21 protein-coding genes are annotated in these 20,653 nt (G+C 64.0%); 9 read left to right on the top strand and 12 right to left on the bottom strand.

The window, feature by feature from the left end:
- Positions 1-2: 2 nt before the first annotated feature.
- Positions 3-311: a putative quinol monooxygenase gene (locus T31B1_RS08630; RefSeq protein WP_353249079.1), complete on the bottom strand. Its 309-nt coding sequence runs from the start codon at positions 309-311 to the stop codon at positions 3-5.
- A 390-nt stretch (positions 312-701) separates the two neighbouring features.
- Here T31B1_RS08630 and T31B1_RS08625 point away from each other — a divergent pair, with 390 nt between their 5' ends.
- On the top strand, positions 702-1,937 hold the full coding sequence (locus T31B1_RS08625) for a D-amino acid dehydrogenase (protein WP_353249078.1): 1,236 nt from the start codon (positions 702-704) through the stop codon (positions 1,935-1,937).
- Between the two features lie 100 nt (positions 1,938-2,037).
- Here the strand turns inward: T31B1_RS08625 and T31B1_RS08620 are convergent, their stop codons facing one another.
- Together T31B1_RS08620 and T31B1_RS08615 are read right to left on the bottom strand one after the other, a co-directional pair.
- Positions 2,038-2,859, bottom strand: coding sequence for an SDR family NAD(P)-dependent oxidoreductase (locus tag T31B1_RS08620; protein ID WP_353249077.1), 822 nt, complete (start codon positions 2,857-2,859; stop codon positions 2,038-2,040).
- Between the two features lie 73 nt (positions 2,860-2,932).
- A complete protein-coding gene (locus T31B1_RS08615; RefSeq protein ID WP_353249076.1) occupies positions 2,933-3,139 on the bottom strand; it encodes a hypervirulence associated TUDOR domain-containing protein in 207 nt (68 codons plus the stop codon).
- Between the two features lie 152 nt (positions 3,140-3,291).
- Here T31B1_RS08615 and T31B1_RS08610 point away from each other — a divergent pair, with 152 nt between their 5' ends.
- On the top strand, positions 3,292-3,867 hold the full coding sequence (locus T31B1_RS08610; RefSeq protein ID WP_353249604.1) for a TRAP transporter small permease subunit: 576 nt from the start codon (positions 3,292-3,294) through the stop codon (positions 3,865-3,867).
- On the top strand, positions 3,868-5,229 hold the full coding sequence (locus tag T31B1_RS08605) for a TRAP transporter large permease (RefSeq protein ID WP_353249075.1): 1,362 nt from the start codon (positions 3,868-3,870) through the stop codon (positions 5,227-5,229).
- A 36-nt stretch (positions 5,230-5,265) separates the two neighbouring features.
- On the opposite strand, the gene T31B1_RS08600 is transcribed toward T31B1_RS08605, so the two are convergent.
- From T31B1_RS08600 to T31B1_RS08575, 6 genes are all read right to left on the bottom strand, one after another.
- Positions 5,266-6,351 (bottom strand): TRAP transporter substrate-binding protein, encoded by a 1,086-nt coding sequence (locus tag T31B1_RS08600; protein ID WP_353249074.1) that lies wholly within the window; start codon positions 6,349-6,351, stop codon positions 5,266-5,268.
- 217 nt (positions 6,352-6,568) lie between these two features.
- A complete protein-coding gene (locus tag T31B1_RS08595) occupies positions 6,569-6,934 on the bottom strand; it encodes a SpoIIAA family protein (RefSeq protein ID WP_353249073.1) in 366 nt (121 codons plus the stop codon).
- An 89-nt stretch (positions 6,935-7,023) separates the two neighbouring features.
- On the bottom strand, positions 7,024-9,222 hold the full coding sequence (locus T31B1_RS08590; RefSeq protein WP_353249072.1) for a xanthine dehydrogenase family protein molybdopterin-binding subunit: 2,199 nt from the start codon (positions 9,220-9,222) through the stop codon (positions 7,024-7,026).
- The gene (locus T31B1_RS08585; protein WP_353249071.1) at positions 9,219-10,220 is read right to left on the bottom strand and encodes an FAD binding domain-containing protein; all 1,002 of its coding nucleotides are present in this window, start codon (positions 10,218-10,220) and stop codon (positions 9,219-9,221) included. The genes T31B1_RS08590 and T31B1_RS08585 overlap by 4 nt, the downstream gene beginning before the upstream one ends.
- A 26-nt stretch (positions 10,221-10,246) precedes the next feature.
- Complete coding sequence (locus T31B1_RS08580) at positions 10,247-10,789, bottom strand: (2Fe-2S)-binding protein (RefSeq protein WP_502950962.1); 543 nt, start codon at positions 10,787-10,789, stop codon at positions 10,247-10,249.
- A 249-nt stretch (positions 10,790-11,038) separates the two neighbouring features.
- Positions 11,039-11,551 (bottom strand): DUF4019 domain-containing protein, encoded by a 513-nt coding sequence (locus tag T31B1_RS08575; protein WP_353249070.1) that lies wholly within the window; start codon positions 11,549-11,551, stop codon positions 11,039-11,041.
- Positions 11,552-11,782: 231 nt separating this feature from the next.
- On the opposite strand from T31B1_RS08575, the gene T31B1_RS08570 reads away from it, so the two are divergent.
- The 4 genes from T31B1_RS08570 to eat all read left to right on the top strand — a co-directional run bounded on the left by T31B1_RS08570 (position 11,783) and on the right by eat (position 16,775).
- Positions 11,783-12,940: an aminotransferase class V-fold PLP-dependent enzyme gene (locus T31B1_RS08570; protein ID WP_353249069.1), complete on the top strand. Its 1,158-nt coding sequence runs from the start codon at positions 11,783-11,785 to the stop codon at positions 12,938-12,940.
- A gap of 108 nt (positions 12,941-13,048) precedes the next feature.
- Positions 13,049-14,458 carry an ethanolamine ammonia-lyase subunit EutB gene (locus T31B1_RS08565; protein ID WP_353249068.1) on the top strand — a complete coding sequence of 470 codons (1,410 nt, stop codon included), beginning with the start codon at positions 13,049-13,051 and terminating at the stop codon, positions 14,456-14,458.
- Positions 14,451-15,338, top strand: coding sequence for an ethanolamine ammonia-lyase subunit EutC (gene eutC, locus T31B1_RS08560; RefSeq protein WP_353249067.1), 888 nt, complete (start codon positions 14,451-14,453; stop codon positions 15,336-15,338). Before T31B1_RS08565 ends, eutC begins: the two co-directional genes overlap by 8 nt.
- Before the next feature lie 24 nt (positions 15,339-15,362).
- On the top strand, positions 15,363-16,775 hold the full coding sequence (gene eat / locus T31B1_RS08555; RefSeq protein ID WP_353249066.1) for an ethanolamine permease: 1,413 nt from the start codon (positions 15,363-15,365) through the stop codon (positions 16,773-16,775).
- 66 nt (positions 16,776-16,841) lie between these two features.
- Here eat and T31B1_RS08550 read toward each other — a convergent pair whose 3' ends face one another.
- The gene (locus T31B1_RS08550; protein ID WP_353249065.1) at positions 16,842-17,147 is read right to left on the bottom strand and encodes a hypothetical protein; all 306 of its coding nucleotides are present in this window, start codon (positions 17,145-17,147) and stop codon (positions 16,842-16,844) included.
- A 175-nt stretch (positions 17,148-17,322) separates the two neighbouring features.
- On the opposite strand from T31B1_RS08550, the gene msrA reads away from it, so the two are divergent.
- Both msrA and T31B1_RS08540 read left to right on the top strand, forming a co-directional pair.
- The gene (gene msrA, locus T31B1_RS08545; RefSeq protein ID WP_353249064.1) at positions 17,323-17,844 is read left to right on the top strand and encodes a peptide-methionine (S)-S-oxide reductase MsrA; all 522 of its coding nucleotides are present in this window, start codon (positions 17,323-17,325) and stop codon (positions 17,842-17,844) included.
- Between the two features lie 29 nt (positions 17,845-17,873).
- On the top strand, positions 17,874-19,154 hold the full coding sequence (locus T31B1_RS08540) for an NAD(P)/FAD-dependent oxidoreductase (RefSeq protein WP_353249063.1): 1,281 nt from the start codon (positions 17,874-17,876) through the stop codon (positions 19,152-19,154).
- A gap of 11 nt (positions 19,155-19,165) precedes the next feature.
- Here T31B1_RS08540 and T31B1_RS08535 read toward each other — a convergent pair whose 3' ends face one another.
- Entirely contained in the window at positions 19,166-20,059 is an 894-nt protein-coding gene (locus tag T31B1_RS08535) for an alpha/beta fold hydrolase (protein WP_353249062.1), read from the bottom strand.
- Between the two features lie 89 nt (positions 20,060-20,148).
- A complete protein-coding gene (locus T31B1_RS08530; protein WP_353249061.1) occupies positions 20,149-20,652 on the bottom strand; it encodes a methylated-DNA--[protein]-cysteine S-methyltransferase in 504 nt (167 codons plus the stop codon).
- Position 20,653 lies beyond the last annotated feature (1 nt).

Here is a 20,653-nt window from a genome sequence, read left to right as displayed (position 1 = left end):
AGTCAGCTTTTGGCCGGTGCGAAAAAGCGGACCGTCGGCGGGTGCTCGAGCAGCGGCGCCGATCCCTGCTTGAAAGGCGCGTAGTGGGGCATCTGGCGGTGCGTCTCGTAGGCGTCGCGATCGCTATAAACCTCGTGCAGCATGACCGTATCATCGGTCGTGGAGGCCAGCACGTCGAACTGATGACAGCCGGACTCGTCCGCGAGTGACCGGCGGGCGTCTTCGAACGCCAGAGCGAGAAACGCCTCGCGCTGGCCGGGCTTGATCTGGAATTCGGCGACGACGACGAACGCAGGGGTTGAATCGGCCATACTGGACTCCGGTGTGACAAAGCGATTGTTCACGCCAGACTACGCCAGCTGGCGACGGCGCCCAAGCGCGGCCGGCCGTGCTTGGTGGGGCTCGGGGATTGGTTTATTCTTTATTCTATCGCAGTGCGGGGCGGGCTCGAGACAACATCTTCTCGACAGGCTCGGGGTGGGGTTGCCGCCGCTCGCTGGCTTGGCGTCGGCGGTTCGGCCCGTTCGGCCAGCGACACGAAGGCCGCTACCTGGCGAACGGCAGGCGCCGTACGCAGCCTGCGATCCGAGCGCAGGATTTCACGCCCGGCCGAGCAACGTGTCCCGGCCGACCGTATCGACTCCAACGCCGCGCCTGCGCGGCGCAAGACGCTGTTCGACCCGTTCTCCAGGATCATCGACATGAAACATATCGCAGTGATCGGGGGTGGCATCTCAGGCGTGACCACGGCCTATGCACTGGTTGCCCGCGGGTTCGATGTCACCGTGTTCGAGCGCAATCGCTATTCGGCCATGGAGACCTCCTACGCCAACGGCGGTCAGCTGTCCGCCTCGAACGCCGAGGTGTGGAATCACTGGCCGATGGTGGCCAAGGGGCTGAAGTGGATGTTCCGGCGCGATGCGCCGTTGCTGGTCCATCCGAAACCGACCTGGCACAAGCTGTCCTGGTTCGCCGAATTTCTGGCGGCCATCCCGCACTATGCACGGAACACCACCGAAACCGCGCGCATGGCCATTGCGGCGCGTGAGCACCTGTTCGGTTGGGCCGAGGCCGAGAACATCGACTTCGATCTCAAGCGCAAGGGTATCCTCCATATTTATCGCGACAAGGCAGGTTTTGATCACGCCGCCGATGTCACCCGACTGCTGGCCGCGGGCGGACTGGAGCGACGCCCGGTCACGCCCGAGGAAATGCGTGCGATCGAGCCCGCGCTTTCCGGCGATTTCTACGGCGGCTTCTTCACCGAGAGCGATGCGACGGGCGATATTCACAAATACACGGTTGGCCTGGCGGCGGCGGCCCAGAGACGCGGCGTAACGCTGGCTTATGAGCATGACGTACAGTCGCTGTCGGCCGGCGCTGCGGGGGTCGCAGTCGCTGCCGAGACAGCGGAGGGTCGGGTCGACCATCGCTTCGATGGCCTGGTGATCTGTGCGGGCACGGCCAGCCGTGCGATGGCCGCCCAGGTCGGTGATCGGGTGAACGTCTACCCCGTGAAGGGGTATTCGATTACCGTTGAGCTCGAGGATGCCGCCTCGCAACAGGCGGCCCCGGAGGTCAGTCTGCTGGACGACGCCACGAAACTGGTGTCCAGTCGCCTGGGCAACCGGTTCCGGGTCGCCGGTTCGGCCGAATTCACCGGGTTCAATCGCGATATTCGGGCCGATCGGATCGAGCCGCTTATCGATTGGGTGGCCACGCTGTTTCCCGGCGTCAGTACGCGGCGTGTCGTGCCATGGGCCGGGCTGCGCCCCATGTTGCCGGACATGATGCCCAGAGTCGGCACCGGCCGCTCACCCCGGGTGTTTTACAACACCGGGCATGGTCATCTGGGGTGGACATTGTCGGCTGGCACGGCCGATGCGGTCGCCGCCATCGTCGAAAGCGCGTCGGCCAAGACGGGCCTCGCCCGCTAGGCGCCAGGCGAGCCGACGGGCGGCGGAGTCGGACCCGATTCGGTTGGTGGAACTTCGATCGCCACAGGATGCACGCCCGGGCAACCCGGGGCGTGAACGGCTACATGCGCGCTTGGCTTTCCGTCCAGAGCCATTCGGCAAGCGAGCGGTCCCGGCTGGCCTTCGAGGTCTTGGACGGTCGACGCTTGTAGAAATACTCTCCGTTGTGCTCGCGCGCCTCCGGAGCGCTTGCCAGCCAGATACCGGTATCGGCCCCGGTGGCAGCATCGACAAGGAACAGGCCGAACAGCCGGCGGAGCGAGGCAGGCAGTTCCTGCCAGATGCCGGTGACCACCGAGCCGGGATGAAATGTGTTCACGGTCACCCGGGTATCGGTCAGCCGCCTGGCCAGTTCGCGGGTGAACAGAATGTTGGCGAGCTTGGCCTGTGCATAGCCTTCCAGCGACAGGCGATGCACCGTGGGGTCTTCGAAGCTCCGGGCACGGATTCGCCCGATACGGTGAGCATACGAACTGGTGATGACGACCCGTCCGGCATCGGCGGCCGTCACCGACTCGCTCAGATGGCGCATCAGCCGGAAATGGCCGAAATGCATGATGCCGATCATGGCCTCGAGACCGTTGTCCAGACGCCGCGTGCCGTGGGTATAGAGCCCGGCATTGAGTACGGCCACGTCGATCACCGGCATTCGCTGTCGCAAGTCGGCGGCGAATCTATCGATACTGGCGAAGTCGCCCAGATCCAGGTGCATACTCTCGACCGGGATCGGCGGGGCGTTCTGGTTGATGTGCGTGACCGCGCGCGCCGAGCGCTCCGTATCGCGCGAGGCGATGACGACGCGCTCACCCTGGCCGGCCAGGGTACGGGCCATCTCCAGGCCGATGCCGCTGTTGCCGCCGGTGATCAGGATGTTTCGGCTCATCGGGTCGGTCGCGTCGCGTTGTCGTGCACTGTACACATCGGCTCAGCCTAGCCGATGTGTCGTGCGAGGTGAATCAGTCAAGCTCGGAGCCGAGCTTGAGTACGCGATCACCGTCATCCTGCTCGATGAGATAGGCCGGGTTGTCGGGGGTGGCCTTCCGGACGATCTTCGAATTCTTGATCATCTTTTCGACTCGCTCGGTATAGATCTGCGTGATGCGACCCTCCGCGGTACCGTCGCCCCACGACCAGGTGACCCGATCGCCTGTTTGTCTCGCCATGATGTTGTCTTGTTCAGAACCGGAGACGGTGCTACGCGTGCCGCGCGGATTCGGTTGCCTGCACGAACGATAAGGGTTTGGTCGGCCGCGGCGGTGTCGGCTAAAGTGGCGGGCTGGCGGCGCGGGCCGCGTTTCGATTTCCGGGGGTGGCGATGACAATCCTGCTGGCGGTGGCGCGAGCTATCGATGCGTTCTCCACGGCCGTGGGCAAGCTGATGTGGTGGCTGGCCGCTGCAATGGTACTGGTCGGCGCCTATAACGTGATCACACGCTATCTCGGCAACTATCTGGGCATGCAACTCAGTGCGAACGTGTATCTGGAGATGCAGACCTATGCGTTCGATCTGATCTTTCTTCTGGGCGCGGCCTATGTCTTGCGCTCGGACGCGCATGTGCGGGTCGACATCGTCTATAGCCGGCTGTCGCCGCGCAGTCGTGCCTGGGTGGATATCGTCGGCACCTTCGTTTTCCTGATTCCCTTCTGCGTGTTCGCGCTGTATTTCTGCTACGGCTACGTAGAGCGCTCCTGGTCCTATCTCGAGCAGAGCCCGAACCCAGGCGGTCTGCCTCGCTACCCGATCAAGGCGATGATGCTTGTGGCGTTTGTCATGCTGATTGGTCAGGGCCTGAGCGAGGTCATCAAGAACGTCGCGTTCCTGCGCGGCGTGCCGGGCTATGGCCGGGTGGTCGAGGCCGAGCCGGCGACCGACCAGACCGAGGGGCTCTAGATGCATTATCTATCGCTCTGGATGTTCGTCGTGGCCATCGGGCTGTTGCTGATCGGTTACCCGGTTGCCTTCACGCTCGGTGGCACCGCCGTGCTGTTCACCGTGATCGGCAGCGACATGCTCACGCATTGGGGACTGAGTCTGCCGTGGGAGCCGCTGTTCCGGATGGCGCGCCTGAATATCCTGCCCGGGCGCATATTCGGCAACATCATGGACAACTACCAGTTGGTCGCGGTGCCGTTCTTTGTGTTCATGGGGGTGATGCTCGAGAAATCGCGCCTGGCCGAGGATCTGCTGGAAACCATGGGCGTTCTGTTCGGGCGAGTGCGCGGTGGGCTGGCGATTTCTGTCGTACTGGTGGGTACGCTGCTGGCGGCCTCGACCGGCGTGGTCGGCGCCTCGGTCGTCACCATGGGCGTGCTGGCGCTGCCGGTCATGCTCAAGTATCGATACGACAAGGGCCTGGCCAGCGGAGTCGTGGCCGCCTCCGGTACGCTCGGCCAGATCATTCCGCCGAGTATCGTGTTGATCATCCTCGGCGATCAGATGGGCGTGTCGGTCGGCGATCTGTTCCTGGGCGCGCTCATCCCGGGCGTCATGCTGGCGATGCTGTTCATTGCCTGGATCGCCTTGGTCGCCTGGCGATATCCCGATCGCGCACCGGCATTGCCCGCCTCGGCGCGCGACTTCACCGGCGGCGCCCTGGCGCTGCGCGTACTCGGCCTGATGGTGCCGCCGCTGGCGCTGATCCTCATCGTGCTGGGCACGATCTTCGCCGGTGTGGCCACACCCACGGAAGCCGGCGCGATGGGCGCGCTTGGGGCCACGTTGCTGGCGATCTTCAATCGACGCCTGAACTGGCCGAATCTGCGCGCGGTCATGGATCAGACGGTCAAGCTCACCGGTATGGTGTTCGTGATTCTCATCGGGGCGACCGCGTTCACCATGGTCTTCGCCTCGCTCGGCGGGCCGGAACTGGTCGAGGAAATGCTGTTGGCGTTACCCGGCGGCACCCTGGGCTTTTTGTTCTTCACGATGCTCGTGATCTTTCTGCTCGGTTTTTTCATCGACTTCATCGAGATCAGCTTCATCGTGGTGCCGGTGGTCACGCCGATCGCAATCAAGCTGGGAGTCGATCCGCTCTGGCTCGCGGTCATGATTGCAGTGAACCTGCAGGCCTCGTTCTTGACGCCGCCGTTCGGCTTCGCGCTGTTCTATCTCAAGGGCGTCGCACCGCCGGCAATCCGCACGACCGACATCTATCGGGGCGTCGTTCCCTTTATCGGCGTGCAGATGCTGGCGCTGGTAATGCTGTGGCTGTGGCCGCAGCTGGTGCTCTGGCTGCCGGGGCTGGCGCAGTAGGCCACTGCGTGCCCCGGCCTTGCCGGAACGAACGGCCTATTTGAGGTCGCCGTTGATATACCGCAGGTAGTTGTACTGGCTGACGTTGGTCCAGGCGCGGACGTTGTCGCGAAAGCCGGACCACTGCTTGTGGATCTTGGCGTACATTGCATTCTTTTCGACGTGCTCGGCCTGGATCTCGTCGTTGTACTTGGACAACAGATCAAGCACGGACGCGGGGAAAGTGCGCACCTCGGCGCCGCCGTCGATTAGCCGCTTGAGGGCCGGACCATTCTGAGCGGTGTACTCGGCGAACATGCGGGCGTTGGCTGCGTGGGCCACGACCGGAATGGTTTCACGGATGTCCTTGGGCAGATCCTTGAAAATGTCGTGGTTCAGATACAGCCCAAGGGTTGCGCCCGGTTCAGCCCAGCTCGGCATGTAGTAGTACTTGGCCGCCTTGTGCAGCTGCAGAATCTCGTCGTCGTAGGGGCTGACCCAGTCGGCGGCGTCGATCACACCGCGATCCAGTGCGAAGTAGACGTCGCCGCCCGGCAGATTCTGAATGTTCACACCCGCACGGCCGAGAATCTGCCCCCCGACACCCGGGAAACGCATCTTCAAGCCTTTCAGATCGGCGGGCGAGTTGATTTCCTTGTTGAACCAGCCGCCGGTCTGGCCGCCGGTGTTGCCGGCGGTGAACGCGATCAGATTGCTGGGCGCGTTGAGTTCGTTCCATAAATCCTCACCGCCGCCGGACATCAACCAGGCATCCTGCTGATCGCCGGTGAGGCCGAAGGGCATGGCGGTGAAAAAAGCGTGTGCCGGATCCTTGCCGATATAGTAATAGGAGGCCGTGTGACCCATGGCGAACGCGCCGCTGGACACGCTGTCGAACACCTCGAGACCGCCGACCTGCGCACCGGCCGGGAACACCTCGACCTTCACATCGCCGTCGGTGGCGGTTTCCAGCGCCTTGCCGATGTACTGGGCCGTACCGAACAGGGTGTCCAGCGAAGTCGGCCACGAGGTGACCATGTCCAGCTTGAAGGTCTTGTTCTTGGCAATGGTCAGCGGGGAAAAGACGGTGCTGGCAGCGGCGGCCGCGCCCGCGGCGCCGGCGATGAATTGGCGACGTTTCATACTCGAAGAGATCCTTGGGTTCGTTCGGGTGGCAGACGGCACGCGAAGCGGGCCGGTGTATTCGCTGCGGCCGACCGCGCTGGGGTCAGCGACCGGGGCAGCATTGCCGTGATGAGCGACTCGGTCAAGTCGACGTTAGGGGAGTACCGGGGTTGACATGGGACGGGGCGGCTCAGCGGGCTGGCTGTCGCAACGGCCGGCCCGGGCTACGGTCTATTCACGCGATGATCCATTGACGGGCCGATTCGCGGTGGTGGAAATCGAAGGCTTCAAGCTCGATCCCGGGCATGAATCGGCTGGCCGTGCCGATGGCGGTTCTGATAGCGGAGATATCGGTGACCAGCGCGAGTTTGTCGAACCGATTCCAATGCTTGACGGCGGCCCGGAGGTCCTTGACGACCGTCTGTGGCGATACCTTGCCCAGCGATCGGACTTCGACATACAGGCGGAGCGTGTCGCACTGGCGTAAACGAGCCTCGACCGCGGCGAGTACCTGTTCGAAGTCGCGATCGCCGATTTCGCCGTCGAGTTCGAGCGCGACGACAGCATCATGATCGGCGGGAAAGTCGATTGTCTGGAGCATGCGGGTTCCATAGGTCAGTGATAGGGCCGGCCAGCGGCCAAAAAAAACCGGGCCACGCGGGCCCGGCTCAGAAAACAGGACGCTAACGGTCAGTCGTCGTCCATGAGTTTATCGAGCGTGATCGGCAGATCGCGCACCCGCTTGCCGGTGGCGTGGTAGACCGCGTTGGCGACGGCGGCCTGCATGCCGGTGAGCCCGATTTCGCCGATACCGCGGGCGCCGAACTCGTTGAGCTCATAGTCGGGGTGGTCGAGCAGAATCACCTCCAGGTCCGGCATGTCGGCGTTGACCGGTACCAGATACTCGGCATAGTTGTTGTTGACGGGCTTGCCGTTGCGGGCGTCGTACTCGGTAGCTTCGAACAGCGCCGAACCCAGACCCATCACCACGGCGCCTTCGACCTGATTACGCGCCGACTTGTCGTTGATGATCTGGCCGGCATCGATGGCGCTGACCACGCGTCGAACGCGCAGACGGGCAATATCGGGCTCCCATGCGACTTCCACGAAATGCACCCCGAACGAGCCGAAGGAGTAACCGCTGTCGGGCGCACCGCCGGTATGCGCTTCGCCCATGGCGCTGACCAACGACTGTGGCTTGAGCACGTCGGCAATGGATACCGCCTTACCGTTGCCGTCCTTGATCATGCCCTGCTCGTAGACCAGCTCCTTTTTCTTCGTGCCGGCCAGCGGACCGGTCGGATCCGCGGCATATTCCTTGATCTTTTTGATCGCGGCTCGTGCGGCCTCGGCGACGGCCGGCAACAGCGTAGCCGTCGCCCATGAGCCGCCGGAGATCGGGCCGTGCGGGAACGTGGAGTCGCCGATCATGACCTTGATCCGCTCGACCGGCAGGCCGAGCTCGTGGGCCGCGATCTGGGCCAGAATGGTGTACGTGCCGGTACCGATATCCTGGCTCGCACAGTGGACGGTCGCAGTTCCGTCGACGCGCAGGGTCACGCGCGCATCGCAAGGATTGCGCATGGCATCCCAGTTGCAGGCGGCCAGTCCCCAGCCGAGGATGGCATCGCCATCCCGCATGGAACCGACCTCGGCCGTGCGGCGGCTCCAGCCGAACGATTCCGCGGCGCGGTCGTAGCATTCCAGCAGATGGTTGCTGGAATAGGGCTTGTCCGCGCCCTGATCGTGAGCCGTGAAGTTCTTGCGTCGCAGCTCCAGCGGGTCGATGCCGAGTTCGGCGGCGAGTTCATCCATGGCCGATTCAAGCGCAAACAGTCCCACCCCGGCACCCGGCGCGCGCATCGCGGTGGGCGTACCCCGGTGGGTGATCGCCGTGGCATGGCTGATGCGCAGATTGGCACAGTCGTACAGACCTTCGGTAGAGCCGCCACAGGCCTCTACTACGGTGCCCAGCGGCGAGGTGCTGTTGATCGTCTCGTGACGGATCGAGGCCAGCTTGCCCTGATCGTCCGCGGCCAGTCGTACGTGCTGGCGTGTCTCTGGACGATGACCGACCGTGGTGAACATCTGCTGACGCGGCAGCATCAGCTGCACCGGCCGGCCGAGCTCGCGTGCCGCGGCACAGGTGGCCACACAGTGCGGCCATACCCAGAGTTTGCCGCCGAAGCCCGAGCCGATGAAATCGGCATGGACTTCGAGTTGACTCGGGTCCAGGTCGAATACCTTGGACAGGGTGTTTCGAGTGAAGATCACGCCCTGGGTCGAGTCGTGCACGACGAGGCGGTCGCCGACCCACTGGGCGGTCGTGGCATGCATCTCCATCGGGTTATGGGTCTCGACCGGGGTCGTGTAGACGGCGTCGATACGGTGTGCGGCGCTGTCATAGGCACCTTCCGGATCGCCGCGTTCGCTGTCGTTGGCGTGCGTGCTGGACCCGGATTCGATCGCCTGCGCCAAGTTGGCGGTCGCGGCCTGACTATCGTAGTCGACCTTGACCCGGTAAGCCGCAGCGCGGGCATGTTCGAAGGTATCGGCCACGACCAGAGCGACGAACTGACCGCTGTGATAGACCACGTCATCCTCGAACGGGATGCGCTTCTCGTCGACTACATTCTCTTCCGGGAACTTGCCGGGCGAATGGTGCAGCGCGGGGAAGTTATCGTGGTGGAAAATCTCGATCACACCCGGACATTTCATCGCTGCGGCCGTGTCGATCGACACGATCCGGCCGTTGGAGATCGTGCTGAACACGCCGTAGGCGTACGTCATGTCTTGCGGATGGAAGTCCGCAGCATAGCGGGCACGGCCGGTCAGCTTGTCGGGGCCTTCGATGCGCGGCAACGCCGCGCCGATGATGGGGTTGCTCATGCCGTTTCTCCTTGGCTGCGTGCGGCGGCATCGCGCAGTGCGCGCACGATCGCCTTGCGGCCCAGCGGAATCTTGAATGCGTTGTGCTTGTACGGGGTGGCACCAGCCATGGCCAGCTCGGCAGCCTGCTTGAAAGCCGCCTCGGTCGCCGGCTGGCCTACCAGCGCGGCTTCGGCTTCGGTACAGCGCCACGGCTTGGTACCGACGCCGCCGAGCGCAATACGGGCGGAGCCGATACGATCGCCGTCCAGGGCGACAATGGCCGCACAGGAGGCCAGGGCGAACTGATAGGACGTCCGGTCACGCAGCTTGATGTACGTCGACCCGGCGCCGGCGATCGGCGCATCGAGGCTGATATGGGTGATCAGTTCGTCGGCGTCCAGCGCATGCTCGATATGCGGGGTGTCGCCGGGCAGACGATGAAAGTCGGTGAAATCGATCTCTCGGCTACCCTGATCACCCTGTACATGCACCGTTGCACCAATCGCGGCCATGGCCACGCACATGTCGGACGGATGGCTCGCAATACAATGGGCGCTGGTACCCAGAACCGCGAACACTTCGCGATTATGGCCTTCAATCGCCGAGCAGCCGCTGCCGGGCTCGCGTTTGTTACAGGGCGAGACGCCGTCCCTGAAATAGGAACAGCGTACACGCTGCATCACGTTGCCACCGGTGGTTGCCCGATTGCGCAGCTGGCGCGATGCACCTTGCAGCAGAGCCTCCGAAAGTACCGTGTAGTCCCGTTGGACGGTGGTGTCGTAGGCGAGCGCGGTGTTGCGCACCATCGCGCCGATCTTCAACCCGCCGTCCGGTGTCGGCTCGATGTCGTCGAGTGGCAGTCGATTGACGTCGACCAGCCGCTCGGGCTGCATGACGTCGAGCTTGACCAGATCGATGAGCGTGGTACCGCCGGCCAGATAGGCCGCCGGCTGGCCGGCATGGGTCTTGACCGCGTGGTCGGCACTGTCGGCTCGGCTGTAACTGAATTCTCGCATAGCGTATTAAGCCTTGTTCGTTGGATTCAGCGGCTCTGCCGCGTCTGCTGGATGGCCGCGAGGATGTTCTTGTATGCGCCGCAGCGGCAGATATTGCCGCTCATGGCTTCTGCCACATCCGCGTCGGCGCTGCCGACCTGCTCGTTGGTCAGCAGCTCGGTGGCCGACATCAGCTGGCCGGGTGTGCAATAGCCGCACTGGTAGGCGTCGTGCTCGAGGAAGGCCGCCTGCAGCGGGGCCAGGTCATCGCCGTCTGCCAGACCTTCGACCGTAGTGATGTCGTCGCCGTCGTGCACCACGGCCAGCGCGAGACAGGAATTGACGGCTTCGCCGTTGATCAGCACGGTGCAGGCACCGCACTGGCCGTGATCGCAGCCCTTCTTGGTGCCAGTCAGGCCGAGCCGGTCTCGCAGCGCATCGAGCAGCACCACGTTGGGCGGCAGGTCCAGCTGCTGCATCTGGCCGTTGATACGGAAGGAAACGGTGGTATCGGTGGGGGCGTTGTTGGAATCCATCGGGGCCTCCATGGCTCTCGGGTCGAAAGATGACGAGTCGAGCCGGGGCACGATCGCGCCATCGGGCACGTTTTGCCGTGCGCGTGGGTCGGTTATAGCGCCGTGTGCCGTTCAGGGCAATGCGAAAGATTGCCTAGCCCGCGCAGCTGCGGCCGGGTGGTTGCGGACATCATCGGGCAGAGATAGATAGCGGGCAATATTATCGCATGCACCGTGAAGCTTTCGTTAATCGTTGCCGAGTGGATCGGTTGAGATCGCGCCGGCCGAAGACTGCGGCCAAGACAGCAATCCACCTATACGACGTTACGGCTGTGACACCGTCGGGCTTCGGTTCTGGAAGTGGTAACCGGAAATCAGATACCGGCCATTCACATCGGTAAGGATAATCGTCTCGGCGAGGCTGGCTTTTTCGAAATCGCTGTTCAGGCCGATCACCACATATTCACCGGGGCGCGCATTGGGTAACTGGTCGGTACGCAGCGCAAAGCCGAACGTGCTGCGTTTGCGCGCACCGGCGGCATCGTGCAGTTCGGTGAACAGGCTGTTCCACTGCGCCTGGGTTTCCGTTTCCTGGGCCGATGGCGCGAGCAGGTCGTAACCCGGCGCACTCTGGCCGTCGTTCATCTCGCCGAGCAGCGCATTGACCGTGCTCAAGGCGGCGGCGAGCGCACGCGGGGTCAACGGTTGACCCGCGATCGAACGCGTCTGTGGTGTTTCCGACGTGCTGTCTGCAGCCGCGGTATCGTTTTGCGCAAAAGCCGCACTGCCGCTACAGACCAGACAGGCCACGATGACAAGACCGACGATGGGCTTCATGCGATTTCTCCGGCGCACTGGATGATTCCAATCCTGCGCCTGTGCATGGCCATCCCGCAATCGTTGTGCACCGAATCGAGCCGTACAATTATTCTTGCGGGTCGTTCGGCAACGGTGCGCGGCTTGCGCCGAACCCGCCGCGATGGCCGGACCAGCGCTTCGTCCATGCATCGATCATCCACTCAGCGGCTGTGACCGCCGATCACGGTTGCGCAATGTTACGGATCTCACATGTCCCTACATGAACGTTACGGGTTGACCCCGGTGATCAATGCAGCCGGAACCTATACGCCGCTGGGCGTGTCGCGCTCGCCTGAGCTGGTTCAAAAGCGTGTTGCACAAGCGCTCGGCGAATTCTTCGTGATCGACGAGCTGGAAGACCTCGTCAGTCGCGCACTCGCCGGATACAGCGGTGCCGAGTCGGGTGCCGTGTGCCACTGCGTGGCTGCCGGTCTGTCGCTTTCGGTCGCAGCCACGATGAGCGGCGTCGATGCCGAACGGATTGCGGCATTGCCCGATACCACGGGCATGGCAAACGGCGTAGTGATACCGGCCGGCCATTGTGTCGACTATGGTCATCCGATCACGACCGCCGTGCGGTTGGCCGGGGCCCGTCCGGTGATCGTTGGTAGTGAAGCCGGCTGCGAGATAGGTGAACTCGAGCAGGCCCTGGCACAGCCCGACACGGCCTGTCTGCTCATCGTGGCCTCGCGCCTCGTCCGCGGCGCACCCATCGATCTTGCGGCCGCCGTGGCAGCGGCACATCGCGCCGGGGTTCCGGCGATCGTCGATGGGGCGGCGCAAGACCGGCAGATCAGCAAGCTGGTTGCAACCGGGGCCGATCTGGTGCTCGTCAGCGCGCACAAATATCTGGCGTCGCCGACGGCCGGCGTGGTGGTCGGTACGGCACCGCTGGTGGCCGCGGTACGTGCCCAGGGCCGCGGTATCGGACGCGCCATGAAGCCGACCAAGGAAGCGCTTGTAGGCGTGCTGGCTGCGCTGGAAGCACGTGCCGCCGAGCCGGATGTCGAATGGCAGCGCGTTCAAAGGGCCAAGATCGATCGGTTTGTTGCCGGCATCGCCGACCTGCCAGGCGTCGTCGATGTCTCGCTGTTGCCCGACGCGGGCGGGATGCCGGTCGATCGGGTCCGGCTGCAGCTGGACGACACGCAGCAGCGGGATGCCGCCGCGGCTGTTTGTGCCGCGCTGGCTGGCGACCGGCCGTCGATCCGCATGATGACCCACGAGCTCGGCCAGGCCCGTCTGGTTTTCGAGCTGGTGCCACTGAGGGCAGTCGAGATCGATACGATCATCGAGCGACTGGGCATCGTGCTGACCCGGATGTTTGCCGATACGGGTGGATCGGTATCGGCCGGATCACCACACTAGCGTTATCCGGCCCGCTGCGCGCTTCGCAGACAGCGTGCGCGCCTTCCGCTTTCATTCTGCCGATAGTCGGCGCATTCTGAGAGCACGCGGATTCGGCCCAGGCACAGCATGAAGAAATACCGCTACACGCTCGGCGAGCGAACCTACGGGTATCGAGACCTGGCGGACGTGATGGCCAAGGCAACGCCGGCTCGATCCGGCGACCGGTTGGCCGGGGTCATAGCCGAGACCGCCGAAGAGCGTGTCGTGGCCCAGATGGTGCTGGAAGAGTTGCCGCTCAAGACGTTCCTCGACGAGGCCCTGGTTCCCTACGAGGATGATGAGATCACGCGCCTGATCTTCGATGATCACGATGCCGCCGCATTCGCGCCGATCTCCCATCTGACCGTCGGCGATTTCCGCAACTGGTTGCTTGCCGATGCGACCACGCCGGCCGTACTGCAGCAGGTACGCAGCGGCATCACCCCTGAAATGGCGGCTGCGGTAGCCAAAATCATGCGCAACCAGGATCTGATTCTGGTCGCCCAGAAATCTCCCGTGCAGACGGCGTTCCGCAATACCATCGGCCAGCCGGGGCGCATGTCGACCCGCTTGCAACCCAATCACCCGACCGACGACGCCACCGGCATCGCGGCGAGCATTCTCGACGGGTTGCTCTATGGCAACGGTGACGCGGTGATCGGCATCAATCCGGCAACCGACAACGTCGCGCAGTCGGTGCGTCTTATGCGGCTGCTGGACGACGTCATACGTAAATACGAGATCCCCACGCAGTCCTGTGTGTTGACGCATGTCAGCAATACCCTCGAGGCGATCGAGCAGGGCGCGCCGGTCGACCTCGTGTTCCAGTCGATCGGGGGCACCGAGGCCACAAACCGCAGCTTCGGCTTTGGCCTGGCCGATCTAGCCGAGGCCCGTTCGGCTGCACTTTCGCTGGGCCGGGGCACGATCGGCGACAACGTGATGTACTTCGAGACCGGCCAGGGCAGCTCGCTATCGGCCGATGCCCACCACGGGCTCGACCAGCAGACCTGCGAAGCACGGGCCTATGCCGTGGCCCGCAAGTTCGAGCCACTGCTCGTGAACACGGTAGTGGGCTTCATCGGCCCGGAATATCTGTTCGACGGCAAGGAGATCATTCGGGCCGGACTGGAAGACCACTTCTGCGGCAAGCTCATGGGCGTGCCGATGGGCTGCGACGTCTGTTACACAAACCATGCCGAAGCCGATCAGAACGATATGGACACGCTGCTGACGCTGCTGGGCGTCGCGGGCTGCAATTTCGTCATGGGCATCCCTGGATCGGACGACATCATGCTCAACTACCAGACGACCTCCTTCCATGATGCCCTGTACGTTCGACGCGCACTCGGGCTGCGCCCGGCGCCGGAGTTCGAGCAGTGGCTGGCGGACACGCGCATATTCAGCGATATCGATCGCCATGAGCTCAACGATAGCGTGCCGGCGTTGTTCGATAATGCGCTGGCTCGGCTGCCCGCGGAGGCCCAGGATGGTTGACGATGACCATGGGGCGCCCGGTTCGGAGATAGAGCCCGCGAACCGAAATGATCGGGGCGATGGTGGCGGTGTGATCGCCAACCCCTGGCGGGGGCTGCGCGCGTTCACCGACGCACGTATCGGGCTGGGGCGGGCGGGCATCAGTCTGCCTACGCGCCGCCTGCTGGAGTTCCAGCTTGCCCATGCCCAGGCCAAGGACGCGGTTCATCTGCCGCTGGACGTCGATGCGCTGTGTGAAGCGCTCGACGAGGCGGCGCTGGCGGGCGTGGACGACGCCCCGATTCGACTGCATAGCCGTGCCGAGGATCGTACGGCGTATTTGCAGCGCCCGGATCACGGTCGCCGGCTGGACGAGGCCTCGTGCGAGCGCCTGGCCTCACACACGGGCCAGGCCGAGACGCGGCGGGATCTTGCCCTGGTCGTGGTCGATGGACTGTCGTCGCTGGGGGTACAGAACAATGCCGTGCCGTTTCTGCGCGTCTTCTGTGAGGCGCTGGCCGCGGACACGAACCACGATTGGCACCTGGCCCCGTTGGCCGTGGTGGAACAGGGGCGGGTCGCAATCGGTGACGAGATCGGAAGTCTGCTCAACGCCGATGCGGTGATCGTGCTGATCGGCGAACGACCGGGGCTGAGTTCGCCTGACAGTCTCGGGCTGTATATGACCTGGAATCCGACAATCGGCACGACAGATGCATATCGAAACTGCATCTCGAACATCCGGCCGGCCGGATTGTCCGCGGATCAGGCCAGCGAGCGTGCGTTATACCTTCTGAGTGAAGCACGAACGCGTGATCTGTCGGGCGTAGAGCTCAAGGATCGCAGCGATGAGGATGTCATCGAACACGACGAAGGGACGGGCAATTTTCTGATTTCCTGAATTTCAAGGCAGGGGGAGGCGGTCATGGGGCAAGCGACAGTCGATGAAGCGTATCTGGCCAAGCGCCAGCTCAAGCGCGGCACGGCCGGCTGGGTGTTGCTGGCGGGTCTGGGCGTGTCGTACGTCATCTCGGGTGATTTCGCCGGCTGGAACTTCGGCATCGCCGAGGCCGGCTGGGGCGGATTTGCGATCGCCGCGGTACTCATGGGCATCATGTACTTCACGCTGGTGCTGTCGCTGGCCGAGATGTCGGCCGCCATACCGGCCGCCGGGGGCGGCTACAGTTTCGCCCGACAGGCGATGGGCCCGGCCGGTGGCTATCTGACTGGGCTGGCGGTGCTCATCGAATACGCGTTGGCGCCGGCGGCCATCGTCATCTTCATCGGGGCCGCGGTCTCCGAGCTGATCGGCATCGACGGACCGATCGTCTACGCCGTGTTCTATGCGCTGTTCATCGGGATTCATCTGGCCGGCGTGGGCGAGGCGTTGAAGGTGATGATGGTGATCAGCGGGCTTGCGGTGCTGGCCATCGTGGCTACCGCCGTGGCGCTGATCGGTGACTTCGACAGCAGCCGCCTGTTCGACATGCCCCCGACCGACGCGCTGGGCGCATCGAGCTTTCTCCCGCTGGGTTTCTACGGCGTATGGGCGGCGCTGCCGTTCGGGATGTGGCTGTTCCTGGCGGTCGAGGGCGTGCCGCTGGCCGCCGAAGAAGCCAAGGATCCCGCGCGCGACGTGCCGCGCGGCATCATCGGTGCAATGCTGTTTCTGATCGGCACGGCCGTACTGGTCGTCTTTCTGCTGGCCGGGGCAGCCGGTGCGCAGGCGATCGGCGACAGCGCCGTGCCGCTGGTCACCGCCTTGCAGGACAGCGGTAGCCAGACCCTGGCGACTGTGGTCAACGTGCTCGGCCTGGCCGGTCTCATCGCATCGTTTTTCTCGATCATCTACGGCTACAGCCGGCTGGTGTTCGCGCTTTCGCGGGCCGGTTACCTGCCGCGTTTCCTGTCGCTGACCAGTCGGCGCAAGGCGCCGACCTGGGCGTTGATCGTGCCGGGCGTGTTCGGTTTCGCGGTTTCGCTGACCGGCGCGGGCGATCTGATTCTGAGCATGGCAGTTGTAGGGGCCACGTTGTCGTATGCGCTCATGGCGGCCAGTCATATTCTGCTGCGGCGCAACCGGCCGGAGCTTGAGCGTCCATATCGCACACCGGGGGGGATCGTGACTTCGTCGATCGCGCTGTGTCTATCGCTGGTCGCTTTGACCGGCGTGTATGCGTTCGACCCGCGTGCCTTCGGCTATACCATTGCCTTGTTCGTGGTCGGAGCGATCTATTTCTTCGTATTCAGCCGTCACCGGCTGGTCGCGGCCACAGCCGATGAGGAATTCGCCCTGCTCGCCCAGGCCGAGTCGGATCTGGACGAACCGAACGCCTGAGCGGGCCGGGCATGGCCGCGACACCGGCGCAGGGCCGATGTCGCGGCGGCCCGAAACCGTGCCCGACTAGTCCTTCTGGCCGGGTTGCGGTGGCCGGGCACCGCCGTTGGCCGCCTGACTGCGAATCCGGCTGACCTTGTCGATGATCGACTCGTTGACCTTGGCGCATTCCTTGATCGACGTGTCGGCCCCGCATTCGATCATCAGGTCGAGCAGGTTCCCGTTGCCGTCGCTGACCTTGAAATGGATCGCCGGCGAGGCCGGTGGCGCCACCACGCTGCCCGGCGGCGGTTTGGGGTGATGGTCGGAGTTGCCGCAGGCGACCAGAGCAAGAGTGCCCAGCAGGGCGACGGATGTGGCGACACGTTTCATGATGACCTCGATGACGTTGCAGTCTGAAGGAGCGTTCGAGTATCCGCAGTTGACCGGAGCTTGCCAATCCCGTGTTCTACGCAGTGGCGCGTTGGGCACTGGAATTGTTCCGGTGTCGCCCATAAACACAGCCCTGTATCCGCATAGAACCCATTTGTGAAAAATCGGACGACCCATGACGCAAGATAACGAACGCGCACTACTGGCCGGCGGCTGCTTCTGGGGGATGCAGGAATTGCTACGCGATTACCCCGGTGTCGTATCGACACGTGTCGGCTACACGGGTGGCGAAGTTCCCAATGCCACGTATCGTCATCACGGCAACCATGCCGAAGGGATCGAGATCGTGTTCGATCCGGCACGCATCAGCTATCGCCGGCTGCTGGAATTCTTTTTCCAGATTCACGATCCGACCACGCCCAATCGACAGGGCAACGACCGTGGGCCCAGCTATCGCTCGGCGATCTTCTATCTCGACGATGAGCAGAAACGCGTCGCCGAAGACACCATCGCCGATGTCGAGGCCTCCGGCCTATGGCCGGGCAAGGTGGTGACCGAAGTCGCGCCGGCCGGTGATTTCTGGGAAGCAGAGCCCGAACACCAGGATTATCTGCAGCACTATCCCAACGGCTATACCTGTCACTTCATCCGGCCCGGCTGGCGCCTGCCCGAGCGCGATCGGGCAGAACACGGTTAGGCGCCCGACCCCGGGTCCGACGCATTCTCATGTCCAGTATTCACGGCCGGAGTATCGACGACGTGCAGCACACCACCGTACTGGGCGCCGGCATGGTCGGCGTCAGCATTGCCTACCATCTCGCACTACGTGGCCAGCGGGTCACCCTGGTCGACCGGCGTGCGCCCGGTCGGGAGACGTCCTTTGGCAATGCGGGTCTGATCCAGCGCGAAGCGGTCATGCCGCATCCGTTCCCGCGTGATCTGGCCAACATGTGGCGAGTGCTTCCCAACCGCAGTATCGATATCCGCTACCGCGCGGGCGCGATGTTCGCAGCCGCCGAACCGCTGCTGGAATACTGGCGCAGTTCGGCGCCGGCGCGATTCGCCGAGATCGTGCCGGAGTATGCATCGCTGATCGTGCATTGCACCGCCGAGCACGAGCGTATGTTCACTGCCGCCGGCGCTGAGTCCCTGATCCGCCGTGATGGCTGGTTCGAAGTCTTCCGTACGTCGTCGGTGTTCGAGCAGGCGCAGGCACGGGCGGCCGATATCCATACGCGATTCGGCGTCGAGTATGCGGTACTCGATCAGACAGCGCTGGCCGAAGCCGAGCCGTATCTCGGCCAGGCGCTGATCGGCGCCATTCACTGGACCAACTCCTGGTCGGTCAGCGATCCGGGGGCGCTGGTGCAGGCGTATGCAACGGCTTTCGAAGCCCTCGGTGGGCAGTTTGTCCAGGCGCAGGCAAACGACATCGACAACGAGGCCGGGCACTGGCGTCTGCATACCGACCAGGGGACGATCGACAGCGATGCCGTGGTGTTGGCGACCGGCCCGTGGTCCAACCAATGGCTGGAGCGGCTTGGCTACGAGATGCCGCTGTTCCATATGCGCGGCTACCACATGCATTACAGTGCGGCCGACGGCGCCACGCTTGATCATGCGTTTCTCGACCATGAAAAAGGCTATCTGCTGTCGCCCAAGCGTGCCGGGCTGCGCCTGACGACCGGTGCAGAGCTCAATACCCTGGAAGCGCCGCCACGTACCGGCCAGCTGGAAGCGGCGGAGGCCGAGGTACGCACCATCTTTCCGCTGGGCGAACGCCGCGAAGCGCAGCCCTGGAAAGGCGCGCGGCCGTGCATGGGCGATATGAAGCCCGTCATCGGCCCGGCGCCCAGGCACGATAATCTGTGGCTGGCCTTCGGGCACGGCCACCAGGGCTTTACCTTGGGCCCAATCACCGGCCGGCTGGTCGGCGAGATGATGGCGGGCGAAAGCCCGGTTGTGGATATGCGGCCGTTCCGGGCGGAACGGTTCGATGCCCACTGAGCGTCGGACGTTCAGTCCTTGCCCAGCAGGCTCAACACGGCATCGGCGAAGGCCTCGGGTGCCTCCTGTGGCGGGTTGTGGCCGACATCGCCGAGCAGCCGTCGCTCGTAAGCACCGGTGAAATGGCGGTCGTGGCCGACCGGTGATCCATAGGCCGGAATGCCGTCGACGGCACCGTCGAGGACGATCGTAGGCACCCGGATCATGGGTTGCTCGGTCAGCGCGTCTTCGATCGAGGCCACGTCGGGGTCGCCGGCGACCAGGCCGTAACGATGTCGATACGAATGCACGACCACCTCGACGAAGTCGGGGTTGTCGAAGGCCTCGGCCGTTATTTCGTATATCTCGTCGGAAAACATCCAGGTCGGCGACCAGAGCTGCCACAACAGGCGACAGAACTCGGCTCGATAGCGTTCGAGTCCGGCCCGTCCGCGTTCGCCATGCAGATAGTATTGATACCAGTAACGGTGTTCCTGTTCGGGGGACGCAGGCTGGCCGGCGCGGGCGATATCCTGGATGTTGTAACCGCCGCAGGACACCAGCGCCTGTACGCGTTCGGGCCAGAGCGCGGCGACGATACATGCAGCGCGACCGCCCCAGTCGAAGCCAGCCAGAACCGGCCGTTCCAGGGCCAGGGCGTCCATGAGCGCCAGCAGATCCGCGGCCAGACTGGCCTGCTGGCCCGAGCGTGGCGTATCGGCGTTGAGGAAGCGCGTCGGTCCGTAGCCGCGCAGATACGGCACGATCACGCGAGCCCCGGCATCGGCCACGAGCGGCGCGACTTCGTCGAAGGCGTGGATGTCGTAGGGAAAGCCGTGCAACAACACGACCGGGGTGCCGTCGTCCGGGCCATGTTCCTGATAATGGACATCCAGTACGCCGGCGCGTATTCGTTGCTCGTTCATCGCTGCACTTGGGTCGAGTCGACGGATCCGTGCCATTATCGGCGCCTGCGTGATCCGAGCCAAATCGGAACAGCGCTGAAATACCCCTGTCAGGAAACCGCGTCGCGGGCCACCGAGCGGTTTTGTGTTTCGTGGTCGAGCAGCCAGCGTTTTCGCTCCAGTCCGCCGCCGTAACCGGTCAACTGCCCGCCGGCACCGATGACGCGATGGCAGGGGATCACGATCGAGATCGGGTTGCGGCCGTTGGCCAGGCCGACCGCACGTGCGGCCTTCGGCGAGCCGATCCGTTCGGCGAGCTGTCCATAGCTTTCGGCCTGTCCGTAAGGGATCTGCTGCAACGCCTGCCACACGCGCTGCTGGAAGGCGGTCCCCGCCGGGGCCGTTACCAGATCGAAGGTCGATCGGCGCCCGGCGAAATACTCGTCCAGCTGCGACCGGGTGGCCTCGAAGGGGGCATCCTCGCGTATCCAGTCTCCTTTCGTGTCCGGGGCATGGCGATGTTCGGACATGGTCAGCCCGGAGAGGGCGTGACCGTCGCCGACCAGGCGTAGCGGGCCCAGCGGACTGTCGATGAAGGTATAAAAGACGGGCATG

Origin of the sequence: Salinisphaera sp. T31B1, from assembly GCF_040361275.1 — a bacterium.
Taxonomy (GTDB): Bacteria; Pseudomonadota; Gammaproteobacteria; order Nevskiales; family Salinisphaeraceae; genus Salinisphaera.
Note: the sequence above shows the minus strand (reverse complement) of the source record. Positions and strands in the feature narration are given on the sequence as shown.

Coding starts and splice junctions, on each gene's coding strand:
- eutC (WP_353249067.1), top strand. CDS start 14,451: ATGGTTGACGATGACCATGGGGCGCCCGGTTCGGAGATAGAGCCCGCG.
- T31B1_RS08605 (WP_353249075.1), top strand. CDS start 3,868: ATGCATTATCTATCGCTCTGGATGTTCGTCGTGGCCATCGGGCTGTTG.
- T31B1_RS08565 (WP_353249068.1), top strand. CDS start 13,049: ATGAAGAAATACCGCTACACGCTCGGCGAGCGAACCTACGGGTATCGA.
- T31B1_RS08625 (WP_353249078.1), top strand. CDS start 702: ATGAAACATATCGCAGTGATCGGGGGTGGCATCTCAGGCGTGACCACG.
- T31B1_RS08530 (WP_353249061.1), bottom strand. CDS start 20,652: ATGCCCGTCTTTTATACCTTCATCGACAGTCCGCTGGGCCCGCTACGC.
- T31B1_RS08630 (WP_353249079.1), bottom strand. CDS start 311: ATGGCCGATTCAACCCCTGCGTTCGTCGTCGTCGCCGAATTCCAGATC.
- eat (WP_353249066.1), top strand. CDS start 15,363: ATGGGGCAAGCGACAGTCGATGAAGCGTATCTGGCCAAGCGCCAGCTC.
- T31B1_RS08620 (WP_353249077.1), bottom strand. CDS start 2,859: ATGAGCCGAAACATCCTGATCACCGGCGGCAACAGCGGCATCGGCCTG.
- T31B1_RS08600 (WP_353249074.1), bottom strand. CDS start 6,351: ATGAAACGTCGCCAATTCATCGCCGGCGCCGCGGGCGCGGCCGCCGCT.
- T31B1_RS08575 (WP_353249070.1), bottom strand. CDS start 11,551: ATGAAGCCCATCGTCGGTCTTGTCATCGTGGCCTGTCTGGTCTGTAGC.
- T31B1_RS08615 (WP_353249076.1), bottom strand. CDS start 3,139: ATGGCGAGACAAACAGGCGATCGGGTCACCTGGTCGTGGGGCGACGGT.
- T31B1_RS08595 (WP_353249073.1), bottom strand. CDS start 6,934: ATGCTCCAGACAATCGACTTTCCCGCCGATCATGATGCTGTCGTCGCG.
- T31B1_RS08610 (WP_353249604.1), top strand. CDS start 3,292: ATGACAATCCTGCTGGCGGTGGCGCGAGCTATCGATGCGTTCTCCACG.
- T31B1_RS08535 (WP_353249062.1), bottom strand. CDS start 20,059: ATGAACGAGCAACGAATACGCGCCGGCGTACTGGATGTCCATTATCAG.
- T31B1_RS08570 (WP_353249069.1), top strand. CDS start 11,783: ATGTCCCTACATGAACGTTACGGGTTGACCCCGGTGATCAATGCAGCC.
- T31B1_RS08585 (WP_353249071.1), bottom strand. CDS start 10,220: ATGCGAGAATTCAGTTACAGCCGAGCCGACAGTGCCGACCACGCGGTC.
- msrA (WP_353249064.1), top strand. CDS start 17,323: ATGACGCAAGATAACGAACGCGCACTACTGGCCGGCGGCTGCTTCTGG.
- T31B1_RS08590 (WP_353249072.1), bottom strand. CDS start 9,222: ATGAGCAACCCCATCATCGGCGCGGCGTTGCCGCGCATCGAAGGCCCC.
- T31B1_RS08550 (WP_353249065.1), bottom strand. CDS start 17,147: ATGAAACGTGTCGCCACATCCGTCGCCCTGCTGGGCACTCTTGCTCTG.
- T31B1_RS08540 (WP_353249063.1), top strand. CDS start 17,874: ATGTCCAGTATTCACGGCCGGAGTATCGACGACGTGCAGCACACCACC.